Below are 14,999 nucleotides of genomic sequence, written 5' to 3'. Positions count from 1 at the left end.
AAGTAAAATCATCGGCAGCTCATTAAATAGATCTGGCGGTCACTATGTAGTAGTAATTTGTTACTCTGAGTCCTCTGGGAGCAGCATGCTTATTGAATATTTCCTCTACACCACCAAAGCATTCCCTCCAAACGAACTCCTTTAAGCTCTTGGTTTGGCCGAAGCATTTCTTAATAAGAACGTCCTCAGGAGTTGAAAGATATTCGGTTTCTTCAATGACTTGGATATCTATGTCCGATAGTCCGCTATCGGGGAGTCCAAGGTGGTCCGAAAGTTGTTGTATCGCTTGGTCTTTATTCCAATTTAACGGGGAATATAGACCGGGAAACAGCGCCCTCAGTCCCCCATCCGTTCCACCGTGGATAAATTGAAGGACTGCACCGCCTGGTTTTATGACCCGACTTCCTTCCCGATTCCGTTCAGTGAACAACCAAGGACCTTTTTTCGAATAAACCACGTCAAAGTAATGATCAGAAAATGGTAAACCATCGTCAACATCTATTGTCAAAAAACGAAAAGAGCCCGCTGGTTTACATCTGTTTGCTGTTATAATAAATCCCTCTACAGCATCGATTCCGACGGCTTCTTTTGCTTGTGATGCCCACTTATTAAGAAAATCACCGTGTCCGCAACCAACATCGAGCACCTGAGAGCTGTCGGTAATATACGACGATAACTTCCGCCCGAATATGATTTCGGCTGTAGGTTCGTCAAATTCCGACTTCCAAGGATATGCGTAGCTTCCGCTTTCTTTAACAAGCCGTTCATAAAACTCCTTGGTCTGCGGAGGAGTCCAATCAGGATGCTTCATCGGATCCGGGAACACTATGGACATTCGTCTCACTCTCCTATTTGATTTGGAATGCGGCGGCGAAGCAGTGCTGCAAATTTCTTTCCCTTGAAACATCTCACCTTCCTTTAATAATAATATTAATACTTGGTAATGTGATTAAAATTTTGGCTATGTTAATCATCTTTGTTGTTGATTTTCTTATTAAGCTACCGGGCAGATTAAACAAGATTTACTGGGTAATAATTACATGGTATCGTCTTGAAACAAAAATGAGAATCTCGACGTTTAAGAGAGAAGAGAACATCAACTCTCGTCTATATTTGTGACGAATCAAATGGGGAGCCATAATGAACAAAAAGATGGCTATGATTATTACGTTGTGCTTCTGCGTGATTGGAATGTCAGCATGCGGCAAAGCGGCTGTAGAGGGGCAAAACGTAGCGTCTCACATGGTACAAGCGAGCGAGGTAGCGGAAACCACACAAGTAACCGAAAAAACGTCTTCTTGCGAGACACCACCGAAATTCCTAGTCTGGTCTAAAAAAACCTATTACTTGAAGGAGACGCACAGTACAGCCGAACCTATGGTACATTATGGGTACATGAAATGTGAGAATGGTTCGTATACGCAAACGATATCCGATACAGCAGAATTCAATGTATATAGCGCTGGACCTAGCAGTGACCTCCTTTACTACGGTGAATGGGGAGGTAAAAGGGGATACGCTTTATACTCCTTAGGGGTACCTGGTATTCCTGTGAATGCGGCAGCCACTGTTAAATCAGTAAAAATCGAATATGCTAACGATAGAAAAGCAAATCTAAATAACGAAGAATACATTCTCATTAGGGGAAGTATCTTAGTCAGCCCAAGTTATGTAACGGATGTTCTTCCATTTCTTGTACCAGGGAAAGGGATCTGGTGGAACAATGAGCAGAAAACTTTATCATTCGCATTTACAGATAAGGATGACTACATCAAAGAGAGATTTTTGATAAAAATAGGTGAAAAGAAATTCAAAGATAACAATAAGATCTTCCCAATTCGTCAAGAAGCGATTTTGAAGAATGGACGTGTGTATTTGCCGCTAAGAGGTATCGCAGAAGCATACGGTAATGTTGTCAAATTCACTAAGAGCAATGGATTGGTAACAATTTCCATTGAACAGTAAGCTGAAGTGCGGTGACCTCTCTCTAAGCTCCCATGAAATTTAAAACCGCAGTTATGTAATTAGCCGTCCTCGACTGAGAATATGTTTTAGGAGGACTGTCAAGTGAAAAAGTTGATTTATCTTCTTCTGTATGGAATCGTTACAGCAGTCGTATTGGTGGGATGCAGTTCATCTGTATCTGCGAAACATTCCAAAGGCAACATAAATCAATCCGCACCCAATGACAGTTACAAGAATGCCTCACCATCAAATACGTCAACAAATCAAGCCTCAGCAAATCCAAATGGCAGTGATGCGGATTCGGCTCCAGCCAGCAATCAGCAGGACGGCAAAGCGGCCTTAACAAAACCTCAAACAGAGCAGAAATACATGATCCGATTAGATGCTAAGTCGTACTCCGTTTCTTATACTGATGAGGCTGAAAAAAAATTTATATTTGCTACAATGACCGATCGAGGAGTCGTTTGGACGCCTGCGCCGGAATTGGCCGACAAGAATTCAATAGTAAACATTCATCCGATAACCCCCATTACGTTCTATTTAAGTCCGAAATCAGAGAAGGATTTAACTGTGCAGAAGTCGGTTAAACTTTTTTCACTGCCTTTAACGGTTACAAAGAAATCAATTCCGGAACCTTTGTACTCATTTGTGGAGGGCGTACATGCCTCGGGAGCATGGTTGGTTTATACGACTGCCTATAAACCAACAGAAGTACCACAATCTCCGTGGTTCGAGCTTCATGTATATAATCTTCAGACAAAAAAAGACCGCCGTGTAGCTACACTCCATTATGCAGGCGGTTATCATTACGGTTATAACATTTATAAAACGAAGATTTTTTATTGGCAGGAGAGCCCGGGACCGGATCCCAATCCTCTAATAGATAAGTATTACGTTTATGACATATTAACGAACAAAACAAAAGAAATCCGGCATAATAGCAACGACAATACCGATGTCATTCGATATGATGGGAATAAAATTTCGTTGGATATGATGTAATAAGGTCAAAAAGCCATCGTCACGTCAAGTGACGATGGCTTTTTTTGTGCGCTTTAGCACTGAAGAGGATATCCACAGCATGAAGGATATTCAGTGCATGACGAGTAAATCAGGCTATTCGAAATATTAGAGGAATAATCTTTGTACTGGTTCATCAAAATGTTCCCGGCCACCGCAGTGGTTGTCGAAGACCTCTTTGTCGATGGCGATGAGGCTGCAAGCCGCACCAGTATAAGGGGAATCACTACCGTCGGAAGGCAGCCGATGATCCTTGAACTCATTCGTATGGACGATAAACGAATTGCAGAAGTCTGGGGGCTAACGAATCTGGGTGAGGTTGTTGGGTTAGATCGTCCGGACTAAACTACGACGGAATACGATAGTTTAGTTAACCGCCTTTTAGTGGGCGGTTTTCTTTTGTTCGAAAATCAACAATAAACAGTAACAGAGCCAAAATTTTAGAGTGGTAAATCAGATAAGTTAGGGACTGCCCGCAAATAGGAGCCGATACACCTTTTCAATATAGATTTAGTCCCTCTCCTTTACAAGGCCTGCCGCCGTCTGCTAAAATGGCTACGTTTCATTGTTAACCTGTGAGCATAAGGTTTGGTTAACAATTCATAGGATGAACGGAGAGTGATATGGCTTGGCATCGGTGTATGAGCAGCTATCCGCCATGAACAAGGCGCATCTATGGCATCCCTTCACGCAAATGAAAGATTACAACGGCTCGGACCCGCTTATTATCGAGCGCGGCGAGGGCATCATGCTGTACGATGTACAGGGCCGCGCCTATTATGACGGCTTCTCGTCGGTATGGCTGAATGTACATGGGCATAACGTGCCGGAGCTGAACCGGGCGATTACCGAGCAACTGGGACGGGTGGCGCATTCGACGCTGCTTGGAATGGCCAATGTTCCGGCGATTGAACTGGCTGCGAAGCTGGCGGAGATTGCCCCGCAAGGGCTTACGAAGGTATTTTTCTCGGACTCGGGCGCTACCGGCGTGGAGATTGCGCTCAAAATGGCTTTCCAATATTGGCATAACCGGGGCAGGAGCGGCAAAACGTCCTTCATCACGATGAAGGATGCGTACCATGGCGATACGATCGGAGCGGTGAGCGTCGGCGCGATTCCGCTTTACCATGAGATTTTCCGTCCAATGCTATTCCCGGCGCATATCGTGCCTTACCCGCTTACATATCGCCATCCCGGCGGCCCGGCGGGTGCGATGGAGTCGACGCTTGCGGCGCTTCGCACCCTTCTTGAAACGCGCGCGGATGAAATTGCCGCTTTAATTGTCGAGCCGATCGTACAGGGTGCAAGCGGTATTATTGTGATGCCGCCAGGCTGCTTGAGCCGGATCGCGTCGTTGTGCCGCAAATACGGTGTGCTGCTGATCGCCGATGAGGTGGCGACCGGATTTGGCCGTACTGGCGCGATGTTTGCCTGCGATCTGGAGAGTGTTTCGCCGGATTTGATGGTCGTCGGCAAAGGGTTGACAGGCGGCTATCTCCCTGTCGCCGCGACACTTGCCACAGGCGAGGTATTCGATGCGTTCTATGCGGATTATGAAGAACGGAGGACGTTCTTCCACGGCCACTCGTTCACAGGGAATCCGCTCGGGTGCGCCGTGGCGCTTGCGAGCCTGCGGCTGATGGAGGAGCGCGGGATGGTCGAAGGCGTTAGGGCAAAGGCGGACTTGGTCGCCCGCAAGCTGGCTCCGCTTGCAGAATACCCGCATGTCGGCGATGTGCGGCAGCAGGGCCTGATGGTCGGCATCGAGCTGGTCCGCGATAAGGCGACGCATGAGCCCTACGACTGGGAGCAGCGCATCGGTGTGCTCGTTTCCCTGCGGGCACGGGAGCTCGGCATGCTGACACGGCCGCTCGGCAACGTCGTGGTGTTTATCCCGCCGCTTGCCAGCACGGAGGCGGAGCTCGGCGCGATGACGGACATTCTCGCAGCAGCAATCCGCGATGTGACCGAAGGAGGATGGCGGTCATGAGCCGTGGCATAGGCAAGTTAGGCGAGCGCTTGAGCGGGTGGCGAGCATGAGCCGGGTACGAGGCTTGTTTGTAACCGGCACCGATACCGGGGTCGGCAAGACGGTGGTTACGGCGGCGATTGCCGCAGCGCTTCGCGCCGGAGGGATGAACATCGGCGTCTGGAAGCCGGTGCAGTCAGGTGCGCCGCTTGGCAGCGGCGTCACCGACGCGGAGCGGCTGCTGCGCGGCGCCGGCATTGACGAGCGGCCCGAGGCCGTGGCGCCGTTCACCTTCGACGCGCCGCTTGCACCGGCGCTTGCCGCCCAAGCCGCCGGCGTGACGCTGACGCTCGAAGCGCTGGCCGCCGCGGGAGAGCCGCTTGCCCGGCGCTACGAGGCGCTGCTCATAGAAGGCGCCGGCGGTGTCGCCGTTCCACTCACCGAAGACGCGCTTGTCGTCGACTGGATCGCCGCGCTTGGAACGCCGGCTCTGATCGTGGCCCGCGCTGGTCTCGGCACTGTCAATCACACGCTGCTTACCGCGTCGCTGCTGCGGCAGCGCGGCATTCCGATAGCGGGTGTCGTGCTGAACGACGGAGCGGATGGTTTGGCACGCGGATATGATCCAAGCGTCGCAACGAATGCGGAATTAATCGAGCGGTACGGCGGTTTGCGGGTTCTGGGTCGTTTTCCGCGCGTAAGCGACGAACCTGAGACAGAAGAACTGGCCGGTAGCGCCGGCCTTACGATAGATTTGACGCCTGTTATAGCGGCGCTGGCTAGTACATAAATGAAGGAGATGATCGTTATGACGACGATAGCAGCCACAATGGATTGGAATGCTTTCGCCCGGAAGGCGCTGAATGGCGAGCTTTTGACACCCGAGGAGGGACTGGCTGTCCTGGAAGCGGGCAACGACGAGATACTGCCGATTATGCAGGCCGCTTTCGCGGTCCGGAAGCATTACTACGGCAAGAAGGTAAAGCTGAACATGATCATCAATGCCAAGAGCGGCCTCTGTCCCGAAGACTGCGGCTACTGCTCCCAATCGATTGTCTCAACGGCCCCTGTCAAGAAGTATACTTTGCTCGATAAGGACACGCTGCTGGCAGGCGCACGCGAAGCGATGTCGCGTAAAGCGGGTACCTACTGCATCGTAGCCGCAGGCAAAGGTCCGACCGATAAGGAGCTTGAGCAAGTCGTAGAGGCAGTGCGCGAAATCCGCGATACGATGCCGCTCAAAATATGCGCGTGCCTGGGCATCTTGAAGGACGGCCAAGCCGAACGGCTGGCCGAAGCCGGCGTTCACCGCTACAACCACAACCTGAACACCAGCAGGGCCAACTACCCTTCTATTACGACGACACATACGTACGACCAGCGTGTCGAAACAGTGGAACAGGTCAAAACGCACGGCATGTCCCCCTGCTCGGGCGTTATTATCGGCATGGGCGAGACGGACCGCGAAATCGTCGAAATGGCATATGCCCTGCGCGAGCTTGATGCGGATTCGATTCCAATTAACTTTCTGAATGCGATCCCGGGAACTCCGCTGGAAAATGCGGGACGTACTCCCGCCATGAAAGCGCTGAAGGTGCTGGCGCTGTTCCGTTTCATCTGCCCTTCGAAAGAAATACGGGCGGCGGGCGGACGCGAAGTGAACCTTCGCACACTGCAGCCTCTGTCGCTGTATGCGGTCAATTCGCTGTTTGTCGGCGACTATCTGACGACAGCGGGTCAGGAAGTGACCACTGATCATCAAATGATCGAAGACCTGGGCTTCGAAATCGAAATGTGCGCACTATGATGGCGGTGACCCTTTCATGAAATGGATGGAGCAGGAATTGGAAAAACTGGCCGGGCAGGCGCTCGAGCGGTCGCTGCGTGACTGCGCTGCCGTGTACGGAAGGGCAGGCTATGTACTGCGCGGCGATCGTACGCTGCTGAATTTGTCGTCCAACGACTATTTAGGCCTTGCCCAGCATCCCGCAATAGCAGAGGCGATGCGGGATGCGCTGCTCAGCGAGGGAGCCGGGGCCGGGGCTTCGCGGCTGGTGACAGGCAGCCGATCGGCGTTTCACCGGCTCGAGGAGTCCCTCGCCTCATGGCAGCAATGCGGGTCTGCGCTTGTTTTTGCTAACGGATATATGGCTAACAGCGGCGTGATCAGCGCGCTTGTCGGGCGCGGCGATGTCGTGTTCAGCGACCGCCTCAACCATGCGAGCATCGTGGACGGCATTACGCTCAGCCGCGCCGAGCATGCGAGGTACCGGCACAATAATATGAACGATTTGGAGCGGCTGCTGGACAAGCACCGGGATGCGCGCCGCAAGCTGATCGTCACGGACACCATCTTCTCGATGGATGGCGACTCCGCGCCGATTGCAGAGCTTGTGCGGCTGAAGCGTGAATACGGCGCTATGCTGATGGTCGACGAGGCGCACAGCGGCGGCGTTTACGGTGAGCAAGGCGAAGGTCTTTGCCGCGCGTTGGGCGTCCAGGACGATGTCGACGTGCATATGGGAACCTTCAGTAAAGCGTTCGGCGTGTACGGGGCTTATGTATACGGAAGCGAGACGCTCATTCGCTGGCTTACCAATAAAGTGAGGCCGCTCATTTATTCGACGGCGATGCCTCCGGCAGTTGCCGCCGGTGTCTTGGCTGCTCTTGAAATTGTGCAGTCGGCGGACGGGGAGAACCGCCGCCGCCGGCTGCTTGCCGCAAGCAGCCGCTTCCGCTCCACGCTGGCGGAGGCCGGCTTTCGCGTTGGAGAGGGCGATTCGCCCATCGTGCCGCTGATCGTGGGCGATAATGTCACTGCGCTGCGGTTCAGTTCAGCTCTGGAGACCGAAGGCATAGCGGCGGTTGCAATCAGGCCTCCGACCGTACCTGCCGGGACAGCGCGCATACGGTTCTCGCTGTCCGCCGCGCATACGGACGAGGAGCTGGCCGATGCCGCATTGCGTATCTGCGGCATCGGCCAAGAGCTGGGGGTACTGCCGCGATGACTGCCGGCGGCACGATATTATGGCTGAGCGGCTGGAGCTTCGGCGACGCAGTATTCGAACCGCTGCGAAGCCGCCTGCCGGAGTGGCGGCATATCGCCGGACACTATTACGAAGCCGCCACGGCGGAGCAGATGTATGCACGTGCGGCTGAGGCATTGCTTTGCGCTCGGCGGGAAGCATCAGGCGGGCCGCTGCTGGTCGCCGGATGGTCGCTTGGCGGGCTGCTGGCATTAAGACTCGCCGGGGAGTCCGGAGCGGACGGCCTCGTGCTGCTGGGTGCGACCTCCCGTTTCGTGCGGCCCCGGGGCGAAACCGACAAGGGCTGGCCCGATGCTTATGTCCGGCAGATGGCCTCAGCTATCAAGCGGGACCGCACACCGGTCGAGCTCAAATTCCGGGAAGGCCTCTTTACAGCGGGCGAGCTGGGGCGAGGGATCGACAGACTGCTCCCTCCTGCCGGCAGCTGGCCGGACGATGCGATGCTGGCTGGGCTTGATGTCCTTCGCCGCGAGGACTGCAGCCCGCTGCTTCCCGGAATCGCCTGTCCGGCGCTAATCGTCCATGGTAGGGACGACACAGTTTGTCCTTTCGGCGCCGCGCGGGAGCTGCACAACACACTTCCGAAGGCGTCGCTAATCGCCGCCAAGCAATGCGGCCACGCCCCTTTTCTGGGGCGGGAAACGGAAACCGCCGAGGCAGTCAGGAGATGGTGGCATGAGCAGCAGACTTGAGCTTATTCGACGTCAGTTTAACCGAAGCGCTGCGGGCGCTTACGATACCCATGCCAATGTGCAGCGAGCAATGGCGCAATCGCTCGCGGAATTCGTAAACCGTCACCCTGACCTGCGTGATAAATCGAATGTCGACATCCTGGAAATCGGCTGCGGTACAGGGGCATTGACCGAAAAGCTGCGAGCGGCTTGGCCTGCCGGCAATATTACAGCGCTCGATGCGGCGCCCGCCATGCTGGATGCGGCAAAACGCCGGGTTGACGAGACAAGCAATGCCCGCTCCATACACGCCGCCCCTCATATTCCGGGCGTTACGCATATCGATTTCGTGCTTTCCGACGCGGAGTCCTGGGCGGCCGCAGCGGCTTCCGGTTCTTTCGACCTGATAGTGTCAAGCGCCTGCTTCCAATGGTTTGTCCGTCCCGGGGAGACGCTTCGCGAGCTCAAACGGCTGCTGCGTCCGGGCGGGATTCTGGCATTCACGACGTTCGGGCCTCAAACCTTTCGCGAACTGCACTCCGCCTTCGAAGAGGTTTATCTCTCGAAGGGTTTAACACCGCTGCACCACGGACTATCCCTTCGGCCGCCGGAAGAATGGCTCTCGCTTCTCGAAGAAGCCGGATTCGGGCAAGGACGGCTCGAGCGAATCGCCCGTACCGAAAGCTACCCGACCGTCAGGGATTTTCTTCATTCAGTCAAAGCGGTTGGAGCCAGCGCAACGGAAGCCTCCCATTCACCCGGGCTCGGACAGCGCCGTTTATTCGCTGAAATGTTTCAGGCCTATGAGTCCCGGTTCAGCTGCCCCGGCGGCATTCTTGTCACATATGACCTCCTCATGCTGAACGCTTCTGTTCAGGCGTAACGCTGAACGGCATTATTTCCAATGAAAAGACCCTTCAGCATTTCTCATTTCCGCTGAAGGGTCTTTCGTTCTGTCCGGCCGGCGACTTCCGGACAATAATTTAATCGATGCTTCACTTTGTCGTACTTTGCTTACGCCGCACAGGTAGAAGGATTCGTCTTTCGTTCAAGTGGAAGAGCCCTTCTTTTCCTGTATCAGTTTCGTGTAGGAGCGCAGCATAGCAATCCGCCAGACGGCTATCATCCCGAAGGCCAGGATGAAGAACAGCCCGCCCGTCTGCGGGATTGTGATCGATTGCTCCACCACATCATGCAGCAGCAGCCTGACGATCAGGAGCCCAAGAAGGATGAAGATGAAGGTCTTCGACCTTTTCAGGACGACCGTCTCCCCCACGAGCTCCAGCCTGGAGGTGCGGATGAGGGGATACGCGAATAACAGTGCGCCCGCCGCGAAGGCCGCCAGCGCCCAGCTCCAGGGGATGCGCATAACTGGCGCAGCGAACATGAGAAAGCCTGTCGACATACCGATGGGCGGAATGATGATTTTACGCATATTCGTCGGTCGGTTCGATGCTCGCAGCCGGAGGAACAGGACGGCAATGCCTGAGAGCAGCGATATGACAATCGAAGCGATATGTCCAAGCGGTAACGAGTGCGGGAGTAAGCTCACGCGGACGCAGCCCCTTTGTTTATGAGTATAGAAGTGCAAGGTATGCTTTTCTTTTATCCTACTCTATTTGCGATTCGCGTTGCAACTGACGCCCTGAAAACCGGGGTTCAATCAATATTTCGCACAAACAGATATGCGATAAATCCGATCGGTCCCAGAATCAATACAACAAGAGCCCACAGACATCCAATATTGCCTCCCTTCTTCTCGGACGCATCGGCCCATACCCAGAACAGACCGATAATAGAAATCAGCCATAATATAATAACTACTGTCAACATGGTTCACCTCAATTCCCTGTTTTGCGTGCATCGCCTTATCTGTCTTAATTAATGACAAAGGGCGACGTGTTATTCATGCGTTTTTCTATTTAGTCCTTTATTTTAAATACCAGGAAGATGCGGATGTAGTGGTTGTAACCAGGCTTGAAGACCGTTATAATTGGGAGTAATCACCAACTTTGGCTTTGGAAGAGGAGGAAATAGGATGGCTTTCACACTGCAACTCGGAGCACAAGCGCCACGCTTCTCGCTGCCCGCAACGAACGGTCAGACATACTCCCTGGATGATTTCTCAGATGCGCCGGTGCTCGTGGTCTTCTTTACTTGCAATCATTGTCCATATGTTATAGGTTCCAATGAAGTGACCCGCAGTACGGCGCTGAAATTCACCGAACAGGGTGTCCGTTTCGTCGGTATCAACTCCAACAGCGCAGCCACATATCCGAACGACTCGTTCGATCACATGGTTGAGGAGATGGAGAAGCACAATTTCCCTTGGGTTTACCTTCACGATGAGTCGCAGGATGTCGCGCGAGCCTACGGTGCGCTGCGGACGCCGCATTTCTACGTATTCGATGCGGATCGGAAGCTGATATACACGGGACGGGCCGTCGATCAGCCGCGTGATACGAGCAAAATGACGGTCAACGATTTGGATCAAGCCCTGACTGAGCATTTATCCGGCAAAACGATATCGGTGCCGCTCACAAATCCGATTGGCTGCAATGTGAAGTGGGATGGACAAGACGCTCACTGGATGCCGGAAGAGGCTTGCGATCTGGTATAATTTTTTCTCGCAGGAAGTGAACAGCCGGCCCACAGGCCGGCTTTATTATTTTCACAGCATGCTAAGCATATTTTCCACTTCGATACATCAGCTGCCTCCACGTACAGATCTGCTGACAAGGGTTGACAGGGGACGTCTGTTATTCTGACGAAGAGATAAAAATAATGATGCGTGGAGGTATTCCTTATGAAAGAAGTGCTGGTATTCGTTACTGACGGTTTTGCCGATTGGGAAGCCGCTTATGTGTGCCCGGAATTAAATAAACCAGGTACAAATTACCGTGTAAAGACGGTAGCAATCGATAAACTCCCCAAAACGTCCATGGGCGGGCTGCAGGTACTGCCGGATTACGAAATAAGTGATCATTCCTTCCATTCAGAAATGGCGATGCTGATCATTCCCGGCGGAACCGGATGGCATGAAGAAAAGAATCAGCAGGCCAGAGAACTGGTCGATTATTGCTTACAGCATCAGATTGTTGTAGCAGCCATATGCGATGCAACCACGTTTCTGGGCAGACACGGTTTTCTGGACGAACGCCGGCATACCGGGAATACGTTGGAATATTTAAAGCAAGGAGCTCCCGAATACCGCGGAGAAGCTCATTATATTGCGGCGCAGGCTGCAAGTGATGACTATTTGATCACCGCAAACGGCAGCGGCGCTGTGGAATTCTCGAAATTGATTCTTGAAAAGCTGGGAGTTCTTCAAGGTGAAGAGCTGGATCAATGGTATAAGATATTCAAACAGGGCTATTTGAGTATCTAAAATTTTACAATACTGGGGCGTCCTCTTTGGGCGCCCGTTTGCGTTAGAACGGCTGCGCCGCGTTACGCGGAACATATGGAGAATCGCATTTGCTTTTCTGCGTCCCAAGGTCCCTTAAATGGCAGCGGAATTGAGTAAGAATTGAATCGGCGCTTGCATTTATTACGAAAGCGTAGTAACATCAGATTATAAATAGTACGACTTCGCAGTAAAGAGGACGGATATGGACCAACTTATTGAACTCTTATTTAAACAAGGTCTTCGGCCTTTAAGCGTATTTCCCGATGCCACGGCACTGGAAGAGCAGTTGAGCCGATCGGATTTGAGTACACTCATGGTGCTGCTTTTCCACGGGGAAATGACGATGTCCGATCTTGCTTCCGAGCTGGGCGCTCCCCTCAGTACTGTGACCAGCATCGCCAAGCGGCTTGAACGGAAACGCATGATCGTCAGAAAGGTTTCAGACAAGGATCAACGGAGCATTCTTGTCACTCTCACGGAAGAAGGCGAGCAGCTTGCCGGTAAAGGGAAAGAGACGCTTAATGATTTATTCGAACGCGTGCAGGCTGCGCTCACGCCAGAGGAGATCACCCAGTTCATAGGTCTCGCCATTAAAGTCGGCAAAGCTCTTCAGCAGCCAGTCTCATCCGGCAAAACGGCGGACATCGCGGAACAGAAGCCGCGTAAAATTGAAATCGGCGACTAATTTTTTTACACATATACTACGATTTCGTAGTAACTTTCGGGAGGCGGTTCTATGAGAATCATTATTTATACCGGTAAAGGCGGTGTCGGTAAGACCAGCATTGCCGCGGCTACCGCAATTCGGCTTGCCCAGCAAGGCTCGCGGACGCTCGTGATGAGCACTGACGCAGCCCACAGCTTATCCGATGTGCTGAACCTTCCGCTCGGGCCGGATCCTGTGGAGGCCGCACCCCTCCTGTGGGCTCAGGAAATCGACAGCATGCAGGAAACCGAGCGCAATTGGGGTGCGGTGCAAAGCTGGCTGACACAATTTATGAACTGGGCGAAGTTAAACGATGTCTCGACCGAGGAAATGCTTGTTTTCCCCGGGATGGAGGAGCTGTTCTGCCTGCTGCAGATCAAGAAGCAGGCGGACAGCGGCCGGTTCGACACCCTTATCGTCGATTGCGCGCCGACCGGCGAAACGCTGAGGCTGCTCAGCTATCCGAATGTGCTTAATTGGTGGCTCGAGAAAATTTTCCCTTATGAACGCCGCCTCGTTAAAGTTATGCGTCCTGTCGCCAAGCTTGTGACCGGCGGCCTGGAGCTGCCGAGCGACGAGACGATGAACAGCATCGAGAGGTTCATTCATGATTTGGAGGATTTGCAGGGCGTGCTGCTCGACCCTGAGGTCACTTCCGTTCGTATCGTTCTGAATCCGGAGAAAATGGTTATTTCCGAAGCGAGGCGGTCGTTCACCTATTTGAATTTGTTCGGCTTTCATACGGATGCCATCATCGTTAATCGAGTGCTTCCGGATGAAGCCGGCGAAGGCTTCATGGCGCAGTGGAAAGAGCTGCACAGGCGATATGAACAGGAAATCGAGGACTGCTTCAGCCCGCTGCCGATCCTGCGCGTGCCGCTTATGCCGGGCGAGGTGATCGGTCTGGAAGCGCTGGGGCAGATCGCCGGGGAAGCTTTCCGCAGCGTCCAGGCAGGCGGCATACTGCACAGCGGGCGGACGGAGACGATCCGCAAGGATGGTGAGACATACACGCTCGAGCTGTCGCTGCCCTTCATCCGCAAGGACGAGGTGCAGTTAACCCAGCTCGGCGACGAGCTGACTGTACACGTCGGCCCTCATAAGCGGAAGGTTCATTTGCCGCGGTCGCTGATGGGACGGCCGATTGAGGGCGCCCGCTTCAATGACGATACGCTGCTTATTCGCTTCGGGGAGCGGCAGTGAAATGAGCCTTATCAAACATTAACCTTTACCGGCGGCTTCCTTGCCGGGATTTCTGGCTCGAAGGTGGAGGTAAGTCCGGGGAGTATTACAAAAATTTGAGGAGGTTGGAAAAATGGAAAAACCGCTTGTCACATGGGCGCGAATCGTATCTGAGGCAGGAGAAACGATTGTGGAGGAGCTTGTGCCGGAGGAAGCAAGGGGGCACTTTCGCGCTTCGCTTCGGGAAGCGCTAATCGGCAGCCGGGTGATTCTGGACAGCTTTATCGAGCAGCTCGGCGAAGACAAGCCGCCCGCGGTGCGGCCGCGCGGCAAGAGCGCGCGCCCTGCGAAAACCGTCGAGATTGAGGGCAACTGATATGACGACAAACATAAGCATTCAACGGCGTCTTAGTCCCCTTCTGCTTGAATGGACGGCGTACCTTCACTGTGCTATCGGTGTTGTGCTATTTTACGACATACTTCAAACGATCGGTTCTAATGGCGTTTTCAACGCGATCGCCGGTCATTATGACCGTGGATTCGCTTTCTGGTTCCTTTTCTCCGGAGCTTTAATGTGGGTGGCCGCCCGGTTGATGCGCTGGGTGGTTAAGGAAGTTGGCGCGCAGCTTCCCGCAAGACTCGGTTGGCACCTTATCATCCTGTCCGCCGCCGGTGCCTTTATTTTGCCCGTATCCGGCTTCTGGTTAGTTCTGCTTCAAGGCATTATCCTTGCCCTTGGCCGGAATCGATAATCGATTTCACTCTTCCTACATCCCCGTTCTGGAGCCTCACTTTAATGCCATGCGGATGGTTAGGAGACTTGGTTAAGATATCCTTCACTACACCGCGTGTCGTCTGTCCCGTAGCTTGGTCTTTTTTCAATACGATATCGACGACCAGACCGGGACGGATGGCCGCCCGCTGCTGCCCATTTATGTTCATATCGTTCTTCCTCCTAAAGTTTTTACGACACTTCCTGGGCAACCTTCCTTGCAAGTAAAAACTGCTTCGGAAGCGTACGCTTAGTTTT

At 53.2% G+C, this 14,999-nt stretch carries 19 protein-coding genes; 15 read left to right on the top strand and 4 right to left on the bottom strand.

Annotated elements, in window-relative coordinates:
- Positions 1–22 precede the first annotated feature (22 nt).
- On the bottom strand, positions 23–835 hold the full coding sequence (locus tag KZ483_RS02790) for a class I SAM-dependent methyltransferase (protein ID WP_220351265.1): 813 nt from the start codon (positions 833–835) through the stop codon (positions 23–25).
- Between the two features lie 305 nt (positions 836–1,140).
- Between KZ483_RS02790 and KZ483_RS02785 the strand changes: the two genes are divergently transcribed.
- From KZ483_RS02785 to bioC, 9 genes are all read left to right on the top strand, one after another.
- On the top strand, positions 1,141–1,965 hold the full coding sequence (locus KZ483_RS02785; RefSeq protein ID WP_220351264.1) for a stalk domain-containing protein: 825 nt from the start codon (positions 1,141–1,143) through the stop codon (positions 1,963–1,965).
- Positions 1,966–2,067: 102 nt separating this feature from the next.
- Entirely contained in the window at positions 2,068–2,967 is a 900-nt protein-coding gene (locus KZ483_RS02780) for a hypothetical protein (protein ID WP_220351263.1), read from the top strand.
- A 141-nt stretch (positions 2,968–3,108) separates the two neighbouring features.
- Entirely contained in the window at positions 3,109–3,330 is a 222-nt protein-coding gene (locus tag KZ483_RS02775) for an ester cyclase (protein WP_220351262.1), read from the top strand.
- Between the two features lie 313 nt (positions 3,331–3,643).
- Positions 3,644–4,975: an adenosylmethionine--8-amino-7-oxononanoate transaminase gene (bioA, locus tag KZ483_RS02770; protein ID WP_220353222.1), complete on the top strand. Its 1,332-nt coding sequence runs from the start codon at positions 3,644–3,646 to the stop codon at positions 4,973–4,975.
- A 46-nt stretch (positions 4,976–5,021) separates the two neighbouring features.
- Positions 5,022–5,744, top strand: coding sequence for a dethiobiotin synthase (gene bioD, locus KZ483_RS02765; protein WP_220351261.1), 723 nt, complete (start codon positions 5,022–5,024; stop codon positions 5,742–5,744).
- Positions 5,745–5,783: 39 nt separating this feature from the next.
- Positions 5,784–6,761 carry a biotin synthase BioB gene (gene bioB, locus KZ483_RS02760; protein ID WP_397376177.1) on the top strand — a complete coding sequence of 326 codons (978 nt, stop codon included), beginning with the start codon at positions 5,784–5,786 and terminating at the stop codon, positions 6,759–6,761.
- 16 nt (positions 6,762–6,777) lie between these two features.
- Entirely contained in the window at positions 6,778–7,962 is a 1,185-nt protein-coding gene (gene bioF / locus KZ483_RS02755; protein ID WP_220351259.1) for an 8-amino-7-oxononanoate synthase, read from the top strand.
- Complete coding sequence (locus KZ483_RS02750) at positions 7,959–8,693, top strand: alpha/beta hydrolase (protein WP_220351258.1); 735 nt, start codon at positions 7,959–7,961, stop codon at positions 8,691–8,693. Before bioF ends, KZ483_RS02750 begins: the two co-directional genes overlap by 4 nt.
- A complete protein-coding gene (gene bioC, locus KZ483_RS02745; protein ID WP_220351257.1) occupies positions 8,677–9,555 on the top strand; it encodes a malonyl-ACP O-methyltransferase BioC in 879 nt (292 codons plus the stop codon). Before KZ483_RS02750 ends, bioC begins: the two co-directional genes overlap by 17 nt.
- Before the next feature lie 165 nt (positions 9,556–9,720).
- Here the strand turns inward: bioC and KZ483_RS02740 are convergent, their stop codons facing one another.
- Entirely contained in the window at positions 9,721–10,224 is a 504-nt protein-coding gene (locus KZ483_RS02740; protein ID WP_258881513.1) for a CcdC family protein, read from the bottom strand.
- Between the two features lie 107 nt (positions 10,225–10,331).
- On the bottom strand, positions 10,332–10,505 hold the full coding sequence (locus KZ483_RS02735) for a hypothetical protein (protein ID WP_220351256.1): 174 nt from the start codon (positions 10,503–10,505) through the stop codon (positions 10,332–10,334).
- A gap of 205 nt (positions 10,506–10,710) precedes the next feature.
- On the opposite strand from KZ483_RS02735, the gene KZ483_RS02730 reads away from it, so the two are divergent.
- The 6 genes from KZ483_RS02730 to KZ483_RS02705 all read left to right on the top strand — a co-directional run bounded on the left by KZ483_RS02730 (position 10,711) and on the right by KZ483_RS02705 (position 14,721).
- Positions 10,711–11,292, top strand: coding sequence for a thioredoxin family protein (locus KZ483_RS02730; protein ID WP_220351255.1), 582 nt, complete (start codon positions 10,711–10,713; stop codon positions 11,290–11,292).
- Positions 11,293–11,478: 186 nt separating this feature from the next.
- Positions 11,479–12,060 carry a type 1 glutamine amidotransferase family protein gene (locus KZ483_RS02725; RefSeq protein WP_220351254.1) on the top strand — a complete coding sequence of 194 codons (582 nt, stop codon included), beginning with the start codon at positions 11,479–11,481 and terminating at the stop codon, positions 12,058–12,060.
- A gap of 223 nt (positions 12,061–12,283) precedes the next feature.
- Positions 12,284–12,766, top strand: a complete 483-nt coding sequence (locus KZ483_RS02720; RefSeq protein ID WP_220351253.1) for a MarR family winged helix-turn-helix transcriptional regulator — start codon at positions 12,284–12,286, stop codon at positions 12,764–12,766.
- Positions 12,767–12,817: 51 nt separating this feature from the next.
- Positions 12,818–13,990 (top strand): ArsA family ATPase, encoded by a 1,173-nt coding sequence (locus tag KZ483_RS02715; RefSeq protein ID WP_220351252.1) that lies wholly within the window; start codon positions 12,818–12,820, stop codon positions 13,988–13,990.
- Positions 13,991–14,102: 112 nt separating this feature from the next.
- Positions 14,103–14,345 (top strand): hypothetical protein, encoded by a 243-nt coding sequence (locus tag KZ483_RS02710; RefSeq protein ID WP_220351251.1) that lies wholly within the window; start codon positions 14,103–14,105, stop codon positions 14,343–14,345.
- A gap of 1 nt (position 14,346) precedes the next feature.
- Positions 14,347–14,721 carry a DUF6463 family protein gene (locus tag KZ483_RS02705; RefSeq protein WP_220351250.1) on the top strand — a complete coding sequence of 125 codons (375 nt, stop codon included), beginning with the start codon at positions 14,347–14,349 and terminating at the stop codon, positions 14,719–14,721.
- Here KZ483_RS02705 and KZ483_RS02700 read toward each other — a convergent pair.
- Positions 14,693–14,905: a YwbE family protein gene (locus KZ483_RS02700; RefSeq protein WP_220353220.1), complete on the bottom strand. Its 213-nt coding sequence runs from the start codon at positions 14,903–14,905 to the stop codon at positions 14,693–14,695. The genes KZ483_RS02705 and KZ483_RS02700 overlap by 29 nt on opposite strands.
- Positions 14,906–14,999 lie beyond the last annotated feature (94 nt).

It is taken from the genome of Paenibacillus sp. sptzw28, from assembly GCF_019550795.1.
In the GTDB taxonomy this organism is placed as follows: Bacteria; Bacillota; Bacilli; order Paenibacillales; family Paenibacillaceae; genus Paenibacillus_Z.
Note: the sequence above shows the minus strand (reverse complement) of the source record. Positions and strands in the feature narration are given on the sequence as shown.

Coding starts and splice junctions, on each gene's coding strand:
- KZ483_RS02790 (WP_220351265.1), bottom strand. CDS start 835: ATGTCCATAGTGTTCCCGGATCCGATGAAGCATCCTGATTGGACTCCT.
- KZ483_RS02720 (WP_220351253.1), top strand. CDS start 12,284: ATGGACCAACTTATTGAACTCTTATTTAAACAAGGTCTTCGGCCTTTA.
- bioF (WP_220351259.1), top strand. CDS start 6,778: ATGAAATGGATGGAGCAGGAATTGGAAAAACTGGCCGGGCAGGCGCTC.
- KZ483_RS02715 (WP_220351252.1), top strand. CDS start 12,818: ATGAGAATCATTATTTATACCGGTAAAGGCGGTGTCGGTAAGACCAGC.
- KZ483_RS02710 (WP_220351251.1), top strand. CDS start 14,103: ATGGAAAAACCGCTTGTCACATGGGCGCGAATCGTATCTGAGGCAGGA.
- bioB (WP_397376177.1), top strand. CDS start 5,784: ATGGATTGGAATGCTTTCGCCCGGAAGGCGCTGAATGGCGAGCTTTTG.
- KZ483_RS02750 (WP_220351258.1), top strand. CDS start 7,959: ATGACTGCCGGCGGCACGATATTATGGCTGAGCGGCTGGAGCTTCGGC.
- bioA (WP_220353222.1), top strand. CDS start 3,644: ATGAACAAGGCGCATCTATGGCATCCCTTCACGCAAATGAAAGATTAC.
- bioD (WP_220351261.1), top strand. CDS start 5,022: ATGAGCCGGGTACGAGGCTTGTTTGTAACCGGCACCGATACCGGGGTC.
- KZ483_RS02725 (WP_220351254.1), top strand. CDS start 11,479: ATGAAAGAAGTGCTGGTATTCGTTACTGACGGTTTTGCCGATTGGGAA.
- KZ483_RS02705 (WP_220351250.1), top strand. CDS start 14,347: ATGACGACAAACATAAGCATTCAACGGCGTCTTAGTCCCCTTCTGCTT.
- bioC (WP_220351257.1), top strand. CDS start 8,677: ATGAGCAGCAGACTTGAGCTTATTCGACGTCAGTTTAACCGAAGCGCT.
- KZ483_RS02730 (WP_220351255.1), top strand. CDS start 10,711: ATGGCTTTCACACTGCAACTCGGAGCACAAGCGCCACGCTTCTCGCTG.
- KZ483_RS02785 (WP_220351264.1), top strand. CDS start 1,141: ATGAACAAAAAGATGGCTATGATTATTACGTTGTGCTTCTGCGTGATT.
- KZ483_RS02735 (WP_220351256.1), bottom strand. CDS start 10,505: ATGTTGACAGTAGTTATTATATTATGGCTGATTTCTATTATCGGTCTG.